Genomic DNA, 18,977 nt, shown 5'->3' on the forward strand with positions numbered 1-18,977 from the left:
GGTGGCGTGACCGATCACGCGCACCCTGATGTCGGTGCCGATCCCGGGGGTGTCCCCCGCCGCCGTGACCGGCCCGCCAGTTTTGTCGGCGGTACCGTCGGTGTCGGGTGCGGTGCTGAGGAGCGGCTGTTCCGCGGGGTCGTCGGTACCGGTGTTCGTGATGGCCTCCGGGAGCGGCGCGGTGTGCAGGACGGTCAGGGTCTGGGTGCTGCGGGTCAGTGCGATGTAGAGCTGACGCAGTCCGGCCGGGCCCCGGGCGGCGATGGTGGCGGGTTCCACCACGAGGACGTGGTCGTACTCCATGCCCTTGGCCTGGGCGGCGGCCAGCACGGACACCGTCTCGCGTTCCTGCCGGCTGAGGCCGGGCGCCTCGTCGAGGCAGCGGGTGATCTCGTCGAGCCAGCCGGAGTCGTCGGGGACGATGACGGCCACCGAGCGCAGGGTGTGCCCGTCGCTGCTGCCGAGAAGGCGGACGGCTTGGGCGACGGTGTCGTCCAGAAGCCGCCACGGCTCGGTCTCGACGGCCCGTACGGCACCTTCGCCGGCTTCGCGCACCGCCTGCGGGTAGGACAGTGAGGGGGCGACCGTGCGGGCCAACGGTGCGACGAACTCCATGATCTCGGCGGGCACGCGGTAGCTGGTGACCAGTTCCTCGACGCGCCAGTCGCCGTGGTCGGACAGCAGTGCGCCCAGTTCCTCCCAATCCGTGTGCGCGTGCGGACCGGTGGCCTGGGCAAGGTCGCCGAGGACGGTCATGGAACCGCCCCGCGCGACGCGTCGGCGCAGGGTGCGGGCCTGCATAGGGGTTAGGTCCTGGGCCTCGTCGACGACGATGTGGCCGTAGCGGCGCGGAATCTCGCCGGTGATGAGGTAGCGGAGTTCCTCCAGCAGGACGAGGTCGTCCAGGGTCCAAGGGTCACCGTCCGCGGTGGCGGCGCGGGGACGGTGCAGGGCGGCCTGCTCCTCGTCGTCGAGGACGCCCTCGGCGCAGGTGCGCAGCAGGTCGGACGAGTCGTAGAGGCTACGCAGGGCCTCCAGTGCACCGGGCGAGGGCCAGACGCGATCCAGGAGACGCTCGACCTTGCGGTTGCGTTCCAGGCTTCGGCGGATCGTGCCGTCCGCACCGCGTCGCGGGGCGACGGTGGCGAGCTCGGTCAGGAGGCGGTCGACGAGCAGGCTGCGGAAGCGATCACGGCGTTCGCGGTAGGCACCGTCACCGTCGCGCGCCTGCTCGCACAGGGCAAGGACCTGCGAGCGCGGCACGCGCAGGGTGGTGCTGCCGGCGGTGACGGTGAACGCCGGCTCGTCGTCCTCGAAGGAGGGGGCGGCGAGAAGGGCGTCGATGGTCCCGGGGCGGCACTCGCGCTCAACCCGCCGGTGCAGGACGGCCGCCATGCGCTCGTCGGACTTCACCAACCGTGTCCGCGGGGTATCGGCGCCGAGCACCTCACCCTCCCACAAGCGGGTCAACTGGACGGTGTTGACGTCGCGGGTGCCGAGGGTGGGCAGCACTTGGCCGACATAGTCGAGGAACCGCTGGTGGGGACCGATGACGAGGATGTCCGAGGCCGTGAAGTGCTCATTGTTGACCAGCCAGGTCACGCGGTGCAGGCCGACTGCGGACTTACCGGTGCCCGGCCCGCCCTGCACGACGAGGATGTCGCTCGGCGAACCCGTGACCAGGGCCATCTGGTCACGGCGGATCGTCTCGACGATGTCCCGCATCCGGCCGCTGCGCGAGCGCTGCAGTTCACGCAGGAGGAAGTCGTCCGGCTGCGGGGGCCTGCGGCGCTGGATACGGGCGAGGTCGGCGGGAGTGCGGGTCGGCGGACGCTCCCCGCGCTTCACGGTGCCCGGCCGCCCGGTCGTCGTGGCATCGTCGGCGGCTGGTCGCGGCGTGGGAACGAGGCCCGTATCGGGGGTGACCTCGGGAGCGGTGCCGGAGGGTGTCTCGGGCGCGGTCCGGGGAAGCGCTCCGGGCGCGGCAATTTCGTCGGAGTAGCCCTCGACGACGTTCTCCGCGCAGCGCAGCCGTCGCCGCAGAACGACGTCGCCCGGCGCCTCCTGCTGCGCCTCGAGCCACTTGGTGGCCATACCGCTGGTCCAGAGCACGACGACGGTGTCACGGGTCCGGACGTCGGAGACGGGACGCCGCCCGACATACCAGGGTCTGGGCTCGCCGCCGGGATCCTCCGGCGCGTCGACGCGGGCGAAGACCAGTGACTCGCCCCCGAGACTGCCGTAGGCCTCTGCTCGCTGCTCCGCGTCCTTCCGGTTGGCGATGCCGTCCTTACCACTGGCCGACGCCGTGGCGGCCGCCGTGCCGGTCATCTCGGCCAACCGCGCCTCGTAACAGGCGTACGCGTGGTCCACGGCCTTCTGCTCAAGGGCGATGACGTCGTCGCGTGTGGTGGTGGTCATGTGTTCCCCCTCCCTTGCGGCGCCTCGCAAGACGCCGCTACGGGCATACGCCCGTCCCCGGGAACATGACTATCAGAAACCGGACGGTGACCCACGGTCCGGGGTCCGCACCAGGAGGCCGGACCGACGACGGTGGCGTCAACGGGCGAGGGCCGACATCTCCCACAGCAGCAGCTCAGCCCCCTCTTCCCGGGCCACCGCCGCCAGGCCCGCCGCGTCCGTGACGCGCGCCGCGTCCCCGGCGTCCAGCGGCACGCCGTCCAGCTCGACGGCGCCCCGTACGACGTGCGCGTACAGGAAGCGGGCGTCCGGGACCGCCGTCCGCTCCCCCGGGGCCAGACGGCGCACGTGCAGCATCGCGCCCGCCTCCGGGACCGCGTACGGGGTGGAGTCGGCTATGCCGTGGACGATCCCGTACGCCGGGTCGCCGCCCGGCTCCAGCGGGGCCAGCCACATCTGGACGAAGCGCAGGGGTGCCGGGCCGTCGTTGCGTTCCACGTGGCGGACCCCGCCCGCCGAGCTGAGGCGCTGGACGTCGCCGGGGCGTACGACGGACTCGTGGCCGGCGCTGTCCCGGTGGGTCAGCTCGCCCTCGACGACCCACGTGACGATCTCGGTGTGGCTGTGCGGGTGCTCGTCGAAGCCGGCGCCGGGGGCGAGGCGCTCCTCGTTGCAGGCGAGGACGGCCCCGAAGCGGAGGTTGTCCGGGTCGTAGTGCGGGCCGAAGGAGAAGGCGTGCAGGGACTCGATCCCGGCCGCCGGATCACCTCCGCGGTAGCGCTCCCCGGCGCGCCGTACGTCCATCACGCACCCCACGGTAGCCCTGCCGGGCGTGCCGCCCGCGACCCTCCGCCGCATCGTGCCGTCCTGATGAGGCAGTCTTGTTCCGTGCCCGAACCCGAACCCAGCAACATCGAACGCGCCGCGCGCGCCGCCCAGGCGCACACCGCGACCCTGAAGCGGCTGGAGAAGTCGTCCGGCAGTCTCGCCGCCCAGGCCATCGCGCGCATGGACGAGACGCTCCCCTGGTACCGGGCGATGCCTCCGGAGAACCGGTCGTGGATCGGCCTCGTCGCGCAGGCCGGCATCGCCGCGTTCACCGAGTGGTTCCGGCGTCCGGAGGCGCCCCAGGCGATCTCCACGGACGTCTTCGGCACCGCCCCGCGCGAGCTGACCAGGGCGATCACCCTGCGCCAGACCGTGGAGATGGTGCGGACGACGATCGAGGTGATGGAGTCCGCGATCGACGAGGTCGCCGTCCCGGGCGACGAGAACGTGCTGCGCGAGGCGCTCCTCGTGTACGCGCGGGAGATCGCCTTCGCCACCGCCCAGGTCTACGCGCAGGCCGCCGAGGCACGCGGTGCCTGGGACGCCCGGCTGGAGTCGCTGGTGGTGAACGCCGTCCTCTCCGGCGAGGCGGACGAGGGGGCGGTGTCCCGTGCCGCGGCCCTCGGCTGGAACTCGCCCGAGCATGTGTGCGTGGTGCTGGGCACGGCACCGGACGGTGACAGCGAGCTGACCGTGGAGGCCATCCGGCGGGCCGCCCGGCACGCCAAACTGCAGGTGCTCACCGGTGTCCTCGGTGACCGGCTGGTCGTCATCGCGGGCGGCAGCGACAATCCGCTCGGCGTCGCGAAGTCCCTGATCGGGCCGTACGCGGCGGGAGCCGTGGTGGCCGGGCCCGTGGTGCCCGACCTGCTCGCCGCGACCCGTTCCGCGCAGGCGGCGGCCGCCGGGCTGAAGGCGTGTTTCGCCTGGCAGGACGCCCCCCGGCCGGTGCTGGCGGACGACCTCCTCCCGGAGCGCGCGATCGCCGGGGACCCGGCGGCGCGCGACCAGTTGGTGGAGGAGATCTACAGACCGCTGGAGGAGGCCGGGTCCGCTCTCCTGGAGACGCTCAGCGTGTATCTCGAACAGGCGAGCAGTCTCGAAGGGGCGGCCCGGATGCTCTTCGTGCACCCCAACACCGTGCGCTACCGGCTTCGACGTGTGACTGATGTCACCGGTTGGTCACCCTCCGATGTGCGTTCGGCGTTCACGCTGCGGATCGCGCTGATCCTGGGGCGTCTGGCCGCTGGAGATCCCCAGTTCTAGGCTTTTGTGGGGAATCCACAATTCCCCCTCCTGTTCTTCGTCCTTGTCCCCACGGGCGGCCGTGCCCGTCCACAAGAGAGAGTGTGAGAGTGCTCGTACTCGTCGCTCCCGGCCAGGGTGCCCAGTCGCCCGGCTTCCTGACCCCTTGGCTCGACCTTCCCGGTGCCGCTGACCGCGTCGCCGCGTGGTCGGACGCCATCGGGCTCGACCTTGCCCACTTCGGGACGCAAGGCGACGCGGACGCGATCCGGGACACCGGCGTCGCGCAGCCGCTGCTGGTCGCGGCGGGTCTGCTGTCCGCCTCGGCACTCGGTGCCGTGGCGCCCGGCGCGGTCGCGGGGCACAGCGTCGGCGAGATCACGGCCGCCGTGCTCGCGGGCGTGCTGGACGAGACGACCGCCCTGACGCTCGTGCGCAAGCGGGGCCTGGCGATGGCCGAGGCCGCCGCCGTCACCCGGACCGGGATGTCGGCGCTGCTCGGCGGTGACCCCGAGGTGACGATCCCGCACCTGGAGAAGCTCGGCCTGACCCCGGCGAACGTGAACGGCGCGGGCCAGATCGTGGCCGCCGGCACGCTGGAGGAGCTGGCCGCCCTGGCGGACGACAAGCCCGAGGGCGTGCGCCGGGTGGTGGCGCTCAAGGTCGCGGGCGCGTTCCACACCCGTCACATGGCCCCGGCGGTCGACGTCCTGGCCGCCGCCGCGGCGGAGTTCTCGCCGGCCGACCCCACGGTCACGTACGTCTCGAACAAGGACGGCCGGACCGTCGGCACGGGGGCCGAGGTCGTCTCCCGTCTGGTCGGCCAGGTCGCCAACCCGGTCCGCTGGGACCTGTGCATGGGGACCTTCCAGGAGCTCGGCGTGACCGCGCTGCTGGAGGTGTGCCCCGGCGGCACGCTGGCCGGTCTCGCCAAACGCGCACTGCCCGGCGTGCGGACGCTGGCGCTGAAGACACCCGACGACCTCGAAGCGGCTCGCGAGCTCATCGCCGAGCACGCCTCGGCCTGAGCGCGTGAGGAGCCGACAGGGCATGTCGAAGATCAAGGCACGCAAGGGCGCCCCGTATGCGCGGATCCTCGGGGTGGGCGGCTACCGCCCGGTCCGTGTCGTGCCGAACGAGGTGATCCTCGAACGCATCGACTCGTCCGACGAATGGATCCGGTCGCGCTCCGGCATCGAGACCCGGCACTGGGCCAACGACGAGGAGACCGTCGCGGCCATGTCGATCGAGGCGTCCGGCAAGGCGATCGCCGACGCCGGGATCGGCGCCGAGCAGATCGGCGCCGTCGTCGTCGCCACCGTCTCCCACTTCAGCCAGACCCCGGCCGTCGCCACCGAGATCGCCGACAGGCTCGGCACGGCGAAGGCCGCGGCCTTCGACGTCTCGGCGGGCTGCGCCGGCTTCGGCTACGGACTGACCCTGGCCAAGGGCATGATCGTCGACGGTTCGGCGGAGTACGTACTCGTCATCGGCGTGGAGCGGCTGTCCGACCTGACCGACCTGGAGGACCGCGCGACGGCCTTCCTGTTCGGCGACGGCGCGGGCGCGGTCGTCGTGGGCCCCTCCGAGGAGCCGCACATCGGTCCCACGGTCTGGGGGTCGGAGGGCGACAAGTCCCACACGATCAAGCAGACCGTCCCCTGGGACCGCTTCAGGGTCGGCGACCTCTCCCAGCTCCCCGTCGACTCCAGGGGCGAGGTCAAGTTCCCCGCCCTCACGCAGGAGGGCCAGGCGGTGTTCCGCTGGGCCGTGTTCGAGATGGCGAAGGTCGCCAAGGAGGCGCTGGACGCCTCCGGGCTCACCGCGGACGACCTGGACGTCTTCATTCCCCACCAGGCCAACGAGCGGATCATCGACTCGATGGTGAAGACACTCAAGCTGCCGGAGCACGTCACGGTGGCGCGTGACGTACGCACCACCGGCAACACCTCGGCCGCCTCGATCCCGCTCGCAATGGAGCGGCTCCTGGCGACCGGCGAGGCGAAGAGCGGCGACACCGCGCTCGTCATCGGCTTCGGGGCGGGTCTCGTGTACGCCGCGACGGTCGTTACCCTCCCCTAGGCACCCACCGTCCGGATCCTTCCGGGCGGCAGTACCGCCACCCCCTCTGGATACACAAGAAGGAGCGCCTGACATGGCCGCCACTCAGGAAGAGATCGTCGCCGGTCTCGCCGACATCGTGAACGAGATCGCCGGCATCCCGGTCGAGGACGTCCAGCTGGAGAAGTCCTTCACCGACGACCTCGACGTCGACTCGCTGTCCATGGTCGAGGTCGTCGTCGCCGCCGAGGAGCGCTTCGACGTCAAGATCCCGGACGACGACGTCAAGAACCTCAAGACGGTCGGCGACGCGACCGAGTACATCCTCAAGCACCAGGGCTGAGCCACCCCTCACCCCCGGTCGCTGCTGGCCCCGCCACCCGGCGGTGGCGCCGTTGAATCCTCGTATCCGTTGGAGAAAGAATTCCCGTGAGCCCGACCAATCGCACTGTGGTCGTCACCGGTATCGGCGCAACCACACCGCTGGGTGGCGACGCAGCCTCTACCTGGGAGGGCCTGGTCGCCGGACGTTCCGGTGTCGGCCCTCTGGAGCAGGAATGGGCCGCCGACCAGGCGGTCCGCATCGCGGCGCAGATCGCCGTGGAGCCGGGCGAGGTCATTCCGCGCCCGCAGGCCCGCCGCCTCGACCGCTCGGCGCAGTTCGCGCTGATCGCGGCCAAGGAGGCGTGGGCGGACGCCGGGTACACCGGCAAGGCCGGTGAGGGGACGCCGGACGCCGACGAGGCGGGCGCGGCGGTCGACCCCAGCCGGCTCGGCGCGGTCATCGCCTCCGGCATCGGCGGTGTCACGACCCTCCTCGACCAGTACGACGTGCTCAAGGAGAAGGGCGTACGCCGCGTCTCCCCGCACACCGTGCCCATGCTCATGCCGAACGGCCCCTCGGCCAACGTGGGTCTGCTCGTCGGCGCCCGCGCCGGTGTGCACACCCCGGTCTCCGCCTGCGCCTCGGGCGCCGAGGCCATCGGCTACGCGATCGAGATGATCCGCACCGGCCGCGCCGACGTCGTCGTCGCGGGCGGCACGGAGGCGGCCATCCACGCGCTGCCCATCGCCGCGTTCGGCAACATGATGGCGATGTCCAAGAGGAACGACGACCCGCAGGGTGCCTCGCGCCCCTACGACCTCGGCCGGGACGGCTTCGTCCTCGGCGAGGGCGCCGGCGTCGTCGTGCTGGAGTCGGCCGAGCACGCCGCGGCGCGCGGGGCCCGGGTGTACGCGGAGGCGGTCGGCCAGGGCATCTCCGCCGACAGCCACGACATCGTGCAGCCGGAGCCGGAAGGGCGGGGCATCGCCCACGCCCTGCAGAACCTGCTCGACACGACCGATCTGAACCCGGCGGAGATCGTGCACGTCAACGCGCACGCGACCTCCACCCCGGCGGGGGACGTGGCCGAGTTGAAGGCGCTGCGGAAGGTCTTCGGCGACGACGCCGACCACTTCGCCGTGTCCGGTACGAAGTCCATGACCGGACATCTGCTCGGCGGGGCGGGCGGGGTGGAGACCGTTGCCACGGTGCTGGCCCTGTACCACCGGATCGCGCCGCCGACCATCAACGTCGAGAACCTCGACCCCGAGGCGGAGGCGACCGCGGACATCGTGCGCGGGGAGGCGCGGAAGCTGCCCGTCGAAGGGCGGATCGCCGCGCTGAACGACTCGTTCGGGTTCGGTGGGCACAACGTCGTTCTTGCGTTCCGCACGGTCTGATTCCGGCTGATTCTGTAGCTTTGGTGAGCGGCCCGGTCCTCTTCGAGGGCCGGGCCGCTTGTCGTTCGTGGGTACGCGCGGGTCCGGTGGGGGCTGGGCGCGCAGTTCCCCGCGCCCTTGAAGGATCGCGGCCCTTCGGGGCGCGTCCCCTGAGGTCAGACCACCTGGTGGAGCCAGCGGACCGGGGCGCCCTCGCCCGCGTGGCGGAAGGGTTCCAGTTCGTCGTCCCAGGGCTTGCCCAGGAGCTTGGGGAGTTCCGACTCCAGCTGGGTCTCGCCGCGCCTGGCGCGGGCCAGGGCCGCGCGCAGACGGTCCTCGGGGATCAGGATGTCGCCGTGGATCCCGGTCACCGCGTGGAAGATCCCGAGGTCGGGGGTGCAGCTGTAGCGCTCGCCCTCGGCGGTGGCGCACGGCTCGGCGGTGACGTCGAAACGCAGCATCTGCCAGCCGCGCAGCGCCGAGGCCAGTTTGGAGGCGGTGCCGACCTCGCCCTTCCAGGAGAACTCGGACCTCCAGGTGCCGGGCGCGACGGGCTGCCGGATCCAGTCGAGGCTCACCCGGGTGCCGAGCACTCCCGCGACCGCCCACTCGACGTGCGGGCACAGCGCGCGCGGCGCGGAGTGCACGTAGAGAACTCCACGTGTGGTCACTGGGGCCTCCGGACAGAGCGGGCACTTTGCAGCTGGGCGGGTCGTTCAGTGGCGGGGCAGCCACGTGGCTGAGGCTACCGTGCGGCGGCGCCAGGAGTGTGACGTACCGTCGGTCCCGGCGCCGGGAAACACGGAGGTTTCACCCGGCGGGACGCGTGGCGGGCCCCCGGCCGGGGGATCGGGGGCGTCCCCCGGGCGCACCCGGCCACCCGGGAGGACGCCGAGGAGCGGGCCGCCGTTGCCTGACGAGCGAGGGGAACCGAACATGTGGAACCGTGGTCACCGTTCGAGGGGCCTGGCCGCGGCCGCCGTGGCGGCTCTCGTCGGCGTCGCCGGACTGACCGGGTGCGACGCGGTCGGCGGGGACTCCCCGGGCCCGTCGGGCACCGGCGCGCGGGTGAAGCCGTCGCCGAAGCCCACGCCCGCCTGGGACCGCAGCCCCGGTTCGCTGGCCGCCGTCGGCGATTCGATCACCCGCGGGTTCGACGCCTGCTCGGTGCTGTCCGACTGCCCCGAGTCCTCGTGGGCGACCGGCACCGACACGGAGGTGAACAGCCTCGCGGTGCGCCTCCTGGGGGCGTCCGGGGCCGAGCGGCGCAGCTGGAACTACGCGGTGACCGGCTCCCGCATGGCCGACCTGTCCGGTCAGATGGTCCGGGCGGCGGCGAAGCGGCCCGAGCTGGTCACGGTGATGGCCGGGGCGAACGACGCCTGCCGGTCGTCGGTGTCCGCCATGACCCCGGTCGAGCGGTTCCGCACCCAGTTCCAGGACGCGCTGTCCACGCTGCGCAGGACGCTGCCGAAGACGCAGGTGTACGTGTCGAGCGTGCCCGACCTCAAGCGGCTGTGGTCGCAGGGGCGGGAGAACCAGCTCGGCAAGCAGATCTGGAAGCTGGGGATCTGCCCGTCGATGCTCGCCGACGCGGACGCCGTGGACCCGGCGGCGGTGGCGCGGCGGGACCGGGTCCAGGACCGGGTCGAGTCGTACAACACGGTGCTGGAGGAGGTGTGCGACCGGGACCGGCTGTGCCGGTTCGACGGCGGGGCCGTCTTCGAGTACCGGTTCGGGACGGCGCAGCTGAGTCCCTGGGACTGGTTCCACCCGAGCAGGAACGGCCAGGCGCGGCTGGCCGAGATGGCGTACGCGGGGATCACCTCGCGTACGCCGCTGGAGTGACGGCGCCGGCCACCGGAATGACGGCGCTGGTCACTGGAGTGACGGCGCTGGACCGCTAGACGACGACCGTCGCCCTCAGCCTGGTGTCCGTCAGGGAGCGGGACGCCTCGACGGTGTACGTGCCCTTCGCCAGGGCCCAGGCGTCCGTCCGGTCGTCCCAGACCTCGAAGGTCCGGACCGGCAGCTCGACCGTCGCGGTGACGGATTCGCCCGGGAGCGCCTCCACCGTCGCGAAGTTCGCGAGGTGGCGGACCGGGCGGCCGGGGACGGAGGGTGACGGGGCCGCGTAGAGCTGGACGGTCTCCCGGCCCGCGCGGGAACCGGTGTTGGTGACGCGGACCGTGACCGTCGTGCCCGTCACCTCGATCCCGTCGTACGTCCAGTCGGTGTAGCCGAGGCCGTGGCCGAAGGGGTACGCCGGGGTGCGGCCCTCCTTCTCCCAGGCCCGGTAGCCGATGAAGAGGTCCTCGGTGTACGGGAGCTCGCCGTCGACGGGGGTGACCCGGGTGACCGGGGCGTCCGCCAGGGAGCCCCAGGTGGTGGGGAGCCGGCCGCCGGGCTCGTGGGCGCCGGTGAGGACGTCCGCGAGGGCGGCGCCGCCCTCCTGGCCGGGGAACCAGCTCAGGAGCACCGCGGCGACCTCGTCGCGCCACGGCAGTTCCACCGGGGAGCCGGAGTTGACGACCACCACCGTGTTCGGGTTGGCGGCGGCGACCGCGCGCACCAGGTCGTCCTGGCGGCCGGGGAGCCGCAGGTCCGCACGGTCGAAGCCCTCGGACTCGACGCGTTCGGTCGTGGCGACCACGACGACCGCCGTGTCGGCGGCGCGGGCCGCCGCCACGGCCTCGGCGATCAGCTCGTCGGGGTCGCGCCGGGGCTCCTGGTGGGCCAGCGTGAAACTGACGACCCGCATGGGCACGTCCTCGGGCACGACGACCGTGTGGCGCAGCGAGACGTCGTAGGCGCGGCCGGCGGTCAGGTCCACCGCGGCGTGTTCCACGGGGTCGCCGAAGAACGCCGCGAACGGGTCGTCCTCGTCGGCGCCCTGGACCCCGTCGAAGTGCGCCGTGCCGTCGATCGTGAGGGTGAAGGAGCCCACTCCCTTGATGCCGAACCGGTGGAGGCCGCTCTCGCGCGGGGTGAAGGTACCGGTCAGCTCGACGCTGTGGAGGCGGTCGTGGGTGACGCCGTCGGGCAGGTCGTCGCCCATCCACTGGAGGTGGCCGTTCGGCGCGGAGCCCGTGCCCAGCACGGTACCCGCGGCGTCGCGGCAGACCGCCCGCAGGTCGAAGCCCTGACCGGCGGGCGTCAGCTCCTCGCTGGGGTCGGCGCCGAGCGCGTAGGTCAGCGCGCCCTCGGGCAGGGCGGCGGTGAGGCCGTCGAGCGGGGAGACGACCCGGGCGGGGAAGACGGTGGCGGAGCCGCCGCCCAGGACGCGGGCGTCACGGGCGGCGGCGCCGAGGAGCGCGACCGAGCGCCCGGCCGGGAGCGGGAGGGCGCCCTCGTTGCGTACGAGGACGAAGGCGCGGCGGGCGATCTCGCGGGCCAGCGACTCGCCGTCGACGGCGGCGGGCGGGTCGGTGACGACGGGTTCGGCGCCCTCCAGGACGCCGACGCGGGCGGCGAGGCGCAGGACGTTGCGCACGGCCTCGTCGACCCGGGCCCCGTCGGTCTCGCCGGCCCGGACGGCGGCGGCGAGCGCGGGCCCGTACACGGTGGTCGGGCCGGGCATCGCGACGTCCAGGCCGCCCTCGACGGCGCCGACGGTCGAGCGGGCGGCCGTCCAGTCGGAGACGTTGAAGCCGTCGAAGCCCCACTCGCCGCGCAGGACCTCGTTCACCAGGTACCGGTGCTCGGTCATCGTCGTGCCGTTGACCGAGTTGTAGGCGGTCATGACGCCCCAGGGGCGGGCGTTCCGGACGATGGCCTCGAAGGGGGCCAGGTAGAGCTCGCGCAGGGCGCGCCGCGAGACCACGTTGTCCACGGTGAAGCGGTCGGTCTCGGCGTCGTTGGCCACGAAGTGCTTGACGGTCGTCCCGACCCCGCCCTCCTGCACGCCCTTCACGTACTCGGTGCCGATCCGCCCGGTGAGGTACGGGTCCTCGCTGTACGCCTCGAAGTGGCGGCCGCCGAGCGGGGAGCGGTGCAGGTTGACCGTCGGGGCGAGCAGGACGTGGACGCCCTTGCGGCGGGCCTCCTGGGCCAGCAGGCGGCCGGCGCGGCGGGCCAGGCCGGGGTCCCAGGTGGCGGCGAGCGCGGTCGGGGACGGCAGGGCGACGGACGGGTCGTCGGAGGTCCAGCGCACCCCCCGGACGCCGATCGGGCCGTCGGACATGACCAGCGACCCCAGCCCGATGCCGGGCACGGCGGGCAGGGACCACATGTCCTGTCCGGCGAGCAGCCGCGCCTTCGTGTCCAGGTCGAGGGCCGCGAGGGCGGCCTCGACCACCGCCTCGCGGGCCTGGTCCGCCGGGGTGGGCCGGGTTCCTGCCATGGCCGTGCCTCCTCGTTGAGATCCGCGTCGACGTCCGTTCCGGAATCCGTTCCGGAATCCGCGTCGGAATCCACGTCGAAGTCCGTTCCGTCCTCATTCTGCACGTGTCACCTGTCGGTCAGCGGGTTTCGTCGTCCCGTCCCGCCCCGTCCCCTCCCGTCCCCTCCCGTCACAAGCGCTCCGCGGGTCCCCTGCGTCGCGTGTGTCGTGTCCCATGGCGTGCGCCCCGCGCGTCGCGCATACTGCCGCCATCCGACGACGTCCCCACTCGCGACGGAAGGATCTGAACCACTTTGACGCACATACGTGTTCGGCTCGGCACCCTCGGCCTGGCCCTGCTGGCGGGACTCGCCGCGCCGCCCGCACTCGCCGCCGAGGCCCCCGCGGCCGCGGCCGCGCCCACCGTGGAGGAGCAGCGGCTCGACCGGGCGGCACCCCGGGAGATCCTGGCCCGGTCCGGGTTCGACACGGTGGCCCCGGAGTTCGCCCGCGCCCTGGCGGGGGCCCGCTCGTACGCGCAGGCCGAGCGGCTGGTCGAGCGGCAGGGCGCCCGGCTGTGGCAGCGGGCGGTGGACCGGGCCCAGGGCCGCGGCGACGCGGGCGGCGACCTCAGCCGGGACGACGACCGGCCGCTGTACTGGGCACGGCTCGGCATGACCCGGGAAGTACGCCAGTGGCAGCCGGAGTTCGGCCTCACCGAGGCCCGGCGGGCCGAGCTGCTCGGCGCGCTGGAGCGGACCTCGCGGGGCCAGGACAGCATCCGGTACCCGCAGTCGAAGAAGGTCAAGCGGATCCTGGTGACCGGCTTCGACCCGTTCACGCTGGACCGGGACACACGGATCTCCAACCCGTCGGGGGCGACCGCGCTGGCCCTGGACGGCACGGTGATCAGGACGGCGGACGGTCCGGCGCGCGTGGAGACCGCGGTCTTCCCCGTCCGCTGGGAGGACTTCGCCGCGGGTACGGTCGAGCGGACGCTGCGCCCGCACCTCCCCCGCCTCGACCTGTTCGCGACGGTCAGCCAGGGCCGGGTGGGCCGCATCGACATCGAGCGCACCAACGGGGCCTGGCGGGGCGGCTTCCCGGACAACGAGAACGTCTCGCGCACCGGGCTCGTCCCGGTGACCGACCCGGCCTCGCAGCCGCAGTGGACGTCGACGACCCTGCCGTACGAGGACATCGTCGCCGCGGACACGGGACGGTTCCCCGTGTACGACAACACGTCGGTGACCGAGATCCCGGCGGGCGGAACGGCGCCCGTCGTGCGCCCCGCGGGGCCGACCGCGGGGTCGGCCGCCCGGGCCGGCGGGGGCGGCGACTACCTGTCCAACGAGATCGCGTACCGCGCGACGCTCCTGCGCGACCGGCTCGGACTGGGCGGCTCGCTGCCCGGCGGCCATGTCCACACGCCGGTGCTGGAGTTCGGCGCGGACAACACGGATCCGGAGAGCGGGACGGTCACCGACGCCCAGTTCGTGCGGAACCGGCTGGACATCGTCGCGCAGGTGCGGTCGATCGTGACGGTGGCGGCGGAGGCGACCGGCTGACGGCGGCGGCCGGTGCCGGTCGCCGCTCCCGGCTGACGGCACCGGCAGGCTGTCCTCAGTGGCCGAAGGGACCCGCGGATCCGGCCGGATCCGCTCCGGCCGGGTCCTCTGCGGCCCGGTTCTCCTCGCGGGTCTCCTCGCCCAGCAGGTCGCGGGCCATCAGGGTGGCGCCCGCGACCGCGCCGGGCATCAGGAAGACCGCGACGAAGGGGACCAGGAAGACGAGCGCCAGCGGGGTGCCGAAGCCCCAGACCAGCGTCCTGCGGGAGCGCAGCAGGGCGAGGCGGTCGCGGACCACCACACCGCGGCGCTGCAGGGCGATCGACGTCAGTTCCTCGGTGAGGAAGAAGCCGGTGACGAAGACGCCGATCACCGGGACGACGGTCTGGCCGATCACCGGGACGAAGCCGAGCGCGAAGAGGAGCACACCCCAGACCAGGGCCCTGACCACGATCCGGATGCTGTCCCGCGTCGAGATGACGAGTTCGCGCCAGAGCGGGAGGCCCGACTCGGGGGCCGTGCCGTCCGGGGAGACGTCCCGGTCCACCTTCTCGGAGAGGCTCTCGTAGAAGGGCTGGCCGAGGAGCAGGGTGACGGCGGTGAAGGTGAGGACGGAGAGGAGGAGGGCGAGGCCGAAGAGGACGGCCGTCAGGAAGCCGCGGAAGAGAGCCTGCCAGGGGCTCGTCCAGTCGTCGGCGAAGGGGGTGGCCCAGCCGACGAAGTCCGCGCCCCACAGGGCGAGGGCGACGAGGACGGCCGCGTACAGCACGAGGGTGACGAGGCCAGGGAGCAGTCCGAAACCGAACTGTTTTCCGTGGCGGGCCACCCAGCGCTGGCCGCGCAGCAAATACTTGAATCCGACCCCGAGATCACGCATGCGTGAACCCTACCGGGGTGGTGCGGGCGGGACTCCGTCCGGCCGCTCGTCCGACCTTCGGGTGCGGGTCCGCGGTGGCCGGTCGCGCAGTTCCCCGCGCCCCTGGCGGGTCGGCCCTCCGCGACCTCTGTCGGGGGCAGCCCCTCAGGGGCGCGGGGAACTGCGCGATCAGCCCTCACGTAGCCGCAGCCGGGGAAATCTCCCCAGAGGGCCCGGGCCTTGCCGGCAATGTCATGGGGAACAGGGATCCAGGGATCCAGGGAGCGAGGAGAGCACGGATGGCACAGGAGATCCACGGCACCGTCGCCGAAGGCTTCGAGGCGGTGCGCGAGGAGTTCGCGTCCGTCGTCTGCGCCGAACCACCGGACTACGCCGGCCAGCTGAGCGCGTACGTACGGGGGCGGCGGGTCGTCGATCTCTGGACCGGCGCGGACACCGACGGCGACACGCTGTTCGGGGTCTTCTCGTCCACCAAGGGGGCGGCCCACCTGCTGGTCGCCCTGCTCGTGCAGGACGGCACGCTGGAACTGGACCGGGAGGTGGCGTCCTACTGGCCGGAGTTCGCCGCGGAGGGCAAGTCCGCGATCACCCTGCGGGAGGTGCTGGCCCACCGGGCGGGAGTGGTCGGGACGGACGCGGGCTTCACCCTCGACGAACTGGCCGACGACCGGATCATCGCCGAGCGCCTGGCCGCGCAGAAGCCGTTCTGGCGGCCCGGCACGGCCTTCGGCTACCACGCGCTCGTCGTCGGCGCGCTGACGGGCGAGGTCGTACGGCGGGTCACGGGCCGTACGCTCCAGGAGCTGTACGAGGAGCGGGTGCGGGCGCCGTACGGGCTGGGCTTCCACCTGGGGCTGCCCGAGTCGGAGGAGCACCGCTACCTGCCCGTGCAGCCGATGGCGCCCGCGCCGCCGGAGCAGGCGCTGCTGGACTCGACACCGCGGGGGCCGCACACGCTGGCGTCGATCGCGTTCAACGAGCACGTACCGGGGGCCGTGGCGCCGGCCGACCTCCCCAACTCCCGCACGGTACGGGCGCTGGGGCAGGCGTCCGCCGGCGGGGTCGCCTCCGCGCGCGGACTCGCCGGGATGTACGCGGCGGCGATCGGCGTCGGGGGCCGGGCCGCGCTCCTCAAGCCGGACACGGTGGCGGAGGTGGGGCAGATCCACTCCGTGGGGTACGACCTGGTGGCGCGGGCGCACAAGTCGTACGGACTCGGCTTCCAGGCCACCGCCGACATGTGGCACCCGTTCCTGGGCGCCGGGACGTTCGGGCACAGCGGGGCGGGCGGCTCCCAGGCGTTCGCGGATCCGCGCAGCGGACTGGCGTACGGGTACACACGGCGGCGGATCGCGTTCCCCGGGGGCGCGGCGCCGGAGAACCAGCAGCTGGTGCTGGCGGTCCACTCGGCGGCGCTCGCCGCCGAGTGAACCGGGGAGGGCTGGCAGGCCGGGTGCCGCCCAGTGGGGGTTGTTCGCGTAGTTCCCCGCGCCCCTTCCTGGGGGCGCGGGGAACTACGCGAACAGCCACAAGCGGCCCGCACCTGACCGTCGGCGGCGGGCCCTGCCCGATGGACCGCTCTCTCAGAGCGTGACGATCATCTTTCCGGTGTTGTCGCCCCGCAGGACCCCGAGGAACGCCTCCAGGTTGTTCTCGATGCCCTCGACGACCGTCTCGCGGTACTTGAGTTCGCCCGAGGCGACCCAGGGGCCGACCTCCTGGACGAACTGCGGCTGCAGGTCGTAGTGGTCGCCGACGAGGAAGCCCTCGATGCGGCCGCGGGTCGCGATGAGGCGGGCGAGGTTCTTCGGGCCGGGGGCGGGCTCCGTGTCGTTGTAGACGGAGATCATTCCGCAGACGGCGATACGGCCGCGCAGGTTGAGGGAGCCGATGGCGGCCTCCAGGTGGTCGCCGCCGACGTTGTCGAAGTAGACGTCGACGCCGTCCGGGGCGGCGTCCCTGAGCTGTTCGCCCACGGAGCCGTTCTTGTAGTTGAAGGCCGCGTCGAAGCCGTACTCCTCCACGAGGAGCTTGACCTTCTCGTCGGAGCCGGCCGAGCCGATGACGCGTGAGGCGCCCTTGAGCTTCGCGATCTGGCCCACCTGGCTGCCGACGGCGCCGGCCGCGCCGGACACGAAGACGGAGTCGCCCTCCTTGAAGGAGGCGGTGCGCAGGAGGCCCGCGTACGCGGTGAGGCCGGTCATGCCGAGGACACCGAGGTAGGTGGTCAGGGGCGCGGCGTCCGGGTCCACCTTGGTGGCCTGCCTGGCGTCGACGACGGCGTATTCGCGCCAGCCGAAGAAGTGCAGGACGTGGTCGCCGACGGCGATGCCCTCCGCGTTCGAGGCGACGACCTCGCCGACCGCGCCGCCCTGCATGGCCTTGCCGAGCTCGTAGGGGGCGACGTACGACTTCGCGGCGCTCATGCGGCCGCGCATGTAGGGGTCCACGGAGACGTGCTTGTTGCGCACCAGGACCTGGTCCGGGCCGGGCTGCTTCAGTTCGGCCTCGACCAGGGCGAAGTCCTCGGGCTTCGGCCAGCCGACCGGGCGGCTGACGAGGTGCCATTCGCGGTTCGTGGTGGGGAGCTGGGCCGTGTCGGTCATGGGGGACGCCCTTCTTGGTGCAACGGTTGCCGCGCATTCCACACGTCGGCTAATGCTTCAGCAGGTGAAACAACCATGCTCCTGAATATTTCATGATGTCAAGCAACGGAGTAGCCTGTCGGCCATGGGCACCCAGAAGACTCCCCCGTCCGACCCACTGACGCGTGAGGTCGTCGACCTCATCGGCACGGTCGTGGCCCGTTACCACGAGGAGTACGAGGACGCGGCGGCGGAGCACGCGCTGACGGGGGCGCAGGCACGGCTGCTGAGTCTGCTCGCGCTGGAGCCGCTGCCGATGCGGAGGCTGGCCCAGAAGCTGAAGTGCGAGCCCTCGAACGTGACCGGGATCGTGGACCGGCTGGAGGCGCGGGGGCTGGCCGAGCGCCGGCCCGACCCGTCGGACCGGCGGGTGAAGCTGGCCGCGGTGACGGAGGAGGGGCATCGGGTCGCACGCGACCTGCGGGAGTCCCTGCGCTTCGCGCGCGAGCCCCTGGCGGGGCTGTCCCGGGAGGAACGGATGTCCCTGCGGGGCCTGCTGCTGCGCATGCTGGACGACTCCGCCGAGACGGGGGAACGGAGCCCGGCCGGGGTGTGAGCCCCCGCGCACCCTGAAAGGGCACGGACCCCGAAGGGGCACGGGGAACTGCGCGACAAGCCCTCACCGCGCCGCAGATCACCACGGCCCCAGGTCACCGCCGACCGCAGGTCACCCCGGCTACGAGCACCACCAAAGAAACCGGTCGCACGTTTCTGTGGGGCTCGGGTCCGGGTCCGGGGGATCCGGCGTCGCGGGCGGCTCCGGAGCGCCCGGGTCCGAGGGCTCCGGATCGCCCGGAGTTCCCGGCTCCCCCGCGGGAGCCGACGACGTGGGGCCGGCCGTCGGCGACGACGGGTCGGCCGAACCGGCATCCCCGTCCTGCCCGTTCCCGCCCTCGTCCCCGCCCCCGTCCTCTTCCTTGCCGTCCCTGTCCTCGCCGCCCTCGCCGTCCTCGTCGTCCTTGCCGTCCTTGCCGTCCTTGCCGTCCTTGTCCTGATCCTTCTCGGACTTCTCGGAGCTCTTCGAGGCCGAAGCCGAGGACGACACCCCCGGCGCCTCCGGGGCCGAACCCCCCGCCGACCCGGCACCCGCCGACGACGAGCCGTCCGCGGAGGCCGAGGACCCGGCCGACGACCCCTCCCCCGACGAAGCCCTCGGCTCGGAGAACGGCACCTCCACCCCCAGCTCCGCCAGGCTCAGCCCGCCGGCGGCCAGCAGCAGGCCCGCCCCCGCCAGCAGCGCCCGCCTGCGCCGCCGCCGGTGCAGCGCGGCCTTCCGGTCGCGGCGGTCACGGCGGTCGCGGCGGTCG

At 72.9% G+C, this 18,977-nt stretch carries 16 protein-coding genes; 9 read left to right on the forward strand and 7 right to left on the reverse strand.

Annotation, left to right across the window (positions count from 1 at the left end):
* Both KM933_RS36790 and KM933_RS36795 read right to left on the reverse strand, forming a co-directional pair.
* Positions 1 to 2,421, reverse strand: a 2,421-nt coding sequence (locus KM933_RS36790; protein WP_221361236.1) for a HelD family protein, incomplete at its 3' end; no start/stop codon positions are given.
* A 138-nt stretch (positions 2,422 to 2,559) separates the two neighbouring features.
* Entirely contained in the window at positions 2,560 to 3,225 is a 666-nt protein-coding gene (locus tag KM933_RS36795; protein WP_221361278.1) for a pirin family protein, read from the reverse strand.
* A gap of 84 nt (positions 3,226 to 3,309) precedes the next feature.
* On the opposite strand from KM933_RS36795, the gene KM933_RS36800 reads away from it, so the two are divergent.
* The 5 genes from KM933_RS36800 to KM933_RS36820 all read left to right on the forward strand — a co-directional run bounded on the left by KM933_RS36800 (position 3,310) and on the right by KM933_RS36820 (position 8,280).
* Positions 3,310 to 4,515 carry a PucR family transcriptional regulator gene (locus KM933_RS36800; RefSeq protein ID WP_221361238.1) on the forward strand — a complete coding sequence of 402 codons (1,206 nt, stop codon included), beginning with the start codon at positions 3,310 to 3,312 and terminating at the stop codon, positions 4,513 to 4,515.
* Between the two features lie 89 nt (positions 4,516 to 4,604).
* On the forward strand, positions 4,605 to 5,522 hold the full coding sequence (locus tag KM933_RS36805; RefSeq protein ID WP_221361240.1) for an ACP S-malonyltransferase: 918 nt from the start codon (positions 4,605 to 4,607) through the stop codon (positions 5,520 to 5,522).
* Positions 5,523 to 5,544: 22 nt separating this feature from the next.
* Positions 5,545 to 6,576 carry a ketoacyl-ACP synthase III gene (locus KM933_RS36810; protein ID WP_221361242.1) on the forward strand — a complete coding sequence of 344 codons (1,032 nt, stop codon included), beginning with the start codon at positions 5,545 to 5,547 and terminating at the stop codon, positions 6,574 to 6,576.
* A 73-nt stretch (positions 6,577 to 6,649) separates the two neighbouring features.
* On the forward strand, positions 6,650 to 6,898 hold the full coding sequence (locus KM933_RS36815) for an acyl carrier protein (protein ID WP_055611752.1): 249 nt from the start codon (positions 6,650 to 6,652) through the stop codon (positions 6,896 to 6,898).
* Between the two features lie 86 nt (positions 6,899 to 6,984).
* Entirely contained in the window at positions 6,985 to 8,280 is a 1,296-nt protein-coding gene (locus tag KM933_RS36820; protein ID WP_221361244.1) for a beta-ketoacyl-[acyl-carrier-protein] synthase family protein, read from the forward strand.
* Between the two features lie 155 nt (positions 8,281 to 8,435).
* Here the strand turns inward: KM933_RS36820 and KM933_RS36825 are convergent, their stop codons facing one another.
* Positions 8,436 to 8,930, reverse strand: a complete 495-nt coding sequence (locus KM933_RS36825) for a DUF3145 domain-containing protein (RefSeq protein WP_221361246.1) — start codon at positions 8,928 to 8,930, stop codon at positions 8,436 to 8,438.
* Positions 8,931 to 9,195: 265 nt separating this feature from the next.
* Between KM933_RS36825 and KM933_RS36830 the strand changes: the two genes are divergently transcribed.
* Entirely contained in the window at positions 9,196 to 10,107 is a 912-nt protein-coding gene (locus KM933_RS36830; protein ID WP_221361279.1) for an SGNH/GDSL hydrolase family protein, read from the forward strand.
* A gap of 55 nt (positions 10,108 to 10,162) precedes the next feature.
* Here the strand turns inward: KM933_RS36830 and KM933_RS36835 are convergent, their stop codons facing one another.
* On the reverse strand, positions 10,163 to 12,601 hold the full coding sequence (locus KM933_RS36835) for a glycoside hydrolase family 3 protein (protein WP_221361256.1): 2,439 nt from the start codon (positions 12,599 to 12,601) through the stop codon (positions 10,163 to 10,165).
* A gap of 293 nt (positions 12,602 to 12,894) precedes the next feature.
* Here KM933_RS36835 and KM933_RS36840 point away from each other — a divergent pair, with 293 nt between their 5' ends.
* Complete coding sequence (locus KM933_RS36840) at positions 12,895 to 14,148, forward strand: pyroglutamyl-peptidase I family protein (protein WP_221361258.1); 1,254 nt, start codon at positions 12,895 to 12,897, stop codon at positions 14,146 to 14,148.
* A 55-nt stretch (positions 14,149 to 14,203) separates the two neighbouring features.
* Here the strand turns inward: KM933_RS36840 and KM933_RS36845 are convergent, their stop codons facing one another.
* On the reverse strand, positions 14,204 to 15,025 hold the full coding sequence (locus KM933_RS36845; protein ID WP_221361260.1) for an EI24 domain-containing protein: 822 nt from the start codon (positions 15,023 to 15,025) through the stop codon (positions 14,204 to 14,206).
* Positions 15,026 to 15,303: 278 nt separating this feature from the next.
* Here KM933_RS36845 and KM933_RS36850 point away from each other — a divergent pair, with 278 nt between their 5' ends.
* On the forward strand, positions 15,304 to 16,455 hold the full coding sequence (locus KM933_RS36850; protein ID WP_221361262.1) for a serine hydrolase domain-containing protein: 1,152 nt from the start codon (positions 15,304 to 15,306) through the stop codon (positions 16,453 to 16,455).
* Positions 16,456 to 16,608: 153 nt separating this feature from the next.
* Here KM933_RS36850 and KM933_RS36855 read toward each other — a convergent pair whose 3' ends face one another.
* Positions 16,609 to 17,631: an NADP-dependent oxidoreductase gene (locus tag KM933_RS36855; RefSeq protein WP_221361263.1), complete on the reverse strand. Its 1,023-nt coding sequence runs from the start codon at positions 17,629 to 17,631 to the stop codon at positions 16,609 to 16,611.
* 124 nt (positions 17,632 to 17,755) lie between these two features.
* Here KM933_RS36855 and KM933_RS36860 point away from each other — a divergent pair, with 124 nt between their 5' ends.
* On the forward strand, positions 17,756 to 18,226 hold the full coding sequence (locus tag KM933_RS36860; RefSeq protein WP_221361274.1) for a MarR family winged helix-turn-helix transcriptional regulator: 471 nt from the start codon (positions 17,756 to 17,758) through the stop codon (positions 18,224 to 18,226).
* Positions 18,227 to 18,346: 120 nt separating this feature from the next.
* On the opposite strand, the gene KM933_RS36865 is transcribed toward KM933_RS36860, so the two are convergent.
* Positions 18,347 to 18,977 (reverse strand): hypothetical protein (locus KM933_RS36865; RefSeq protein ID WP_221361276.1); only part of this gene is annotated, 631 nt, incomplete at its 5' end.

It is taken from the genome of Streptomyces beigongshangae (genome assembly GCF_019710745.1).
Lineage (GTDB): Bacteria > Actinomycetota > Actinomycetes > Streptomycetales > Streptomycetaceae > Streptomyces > Streptomyces beigongshangae.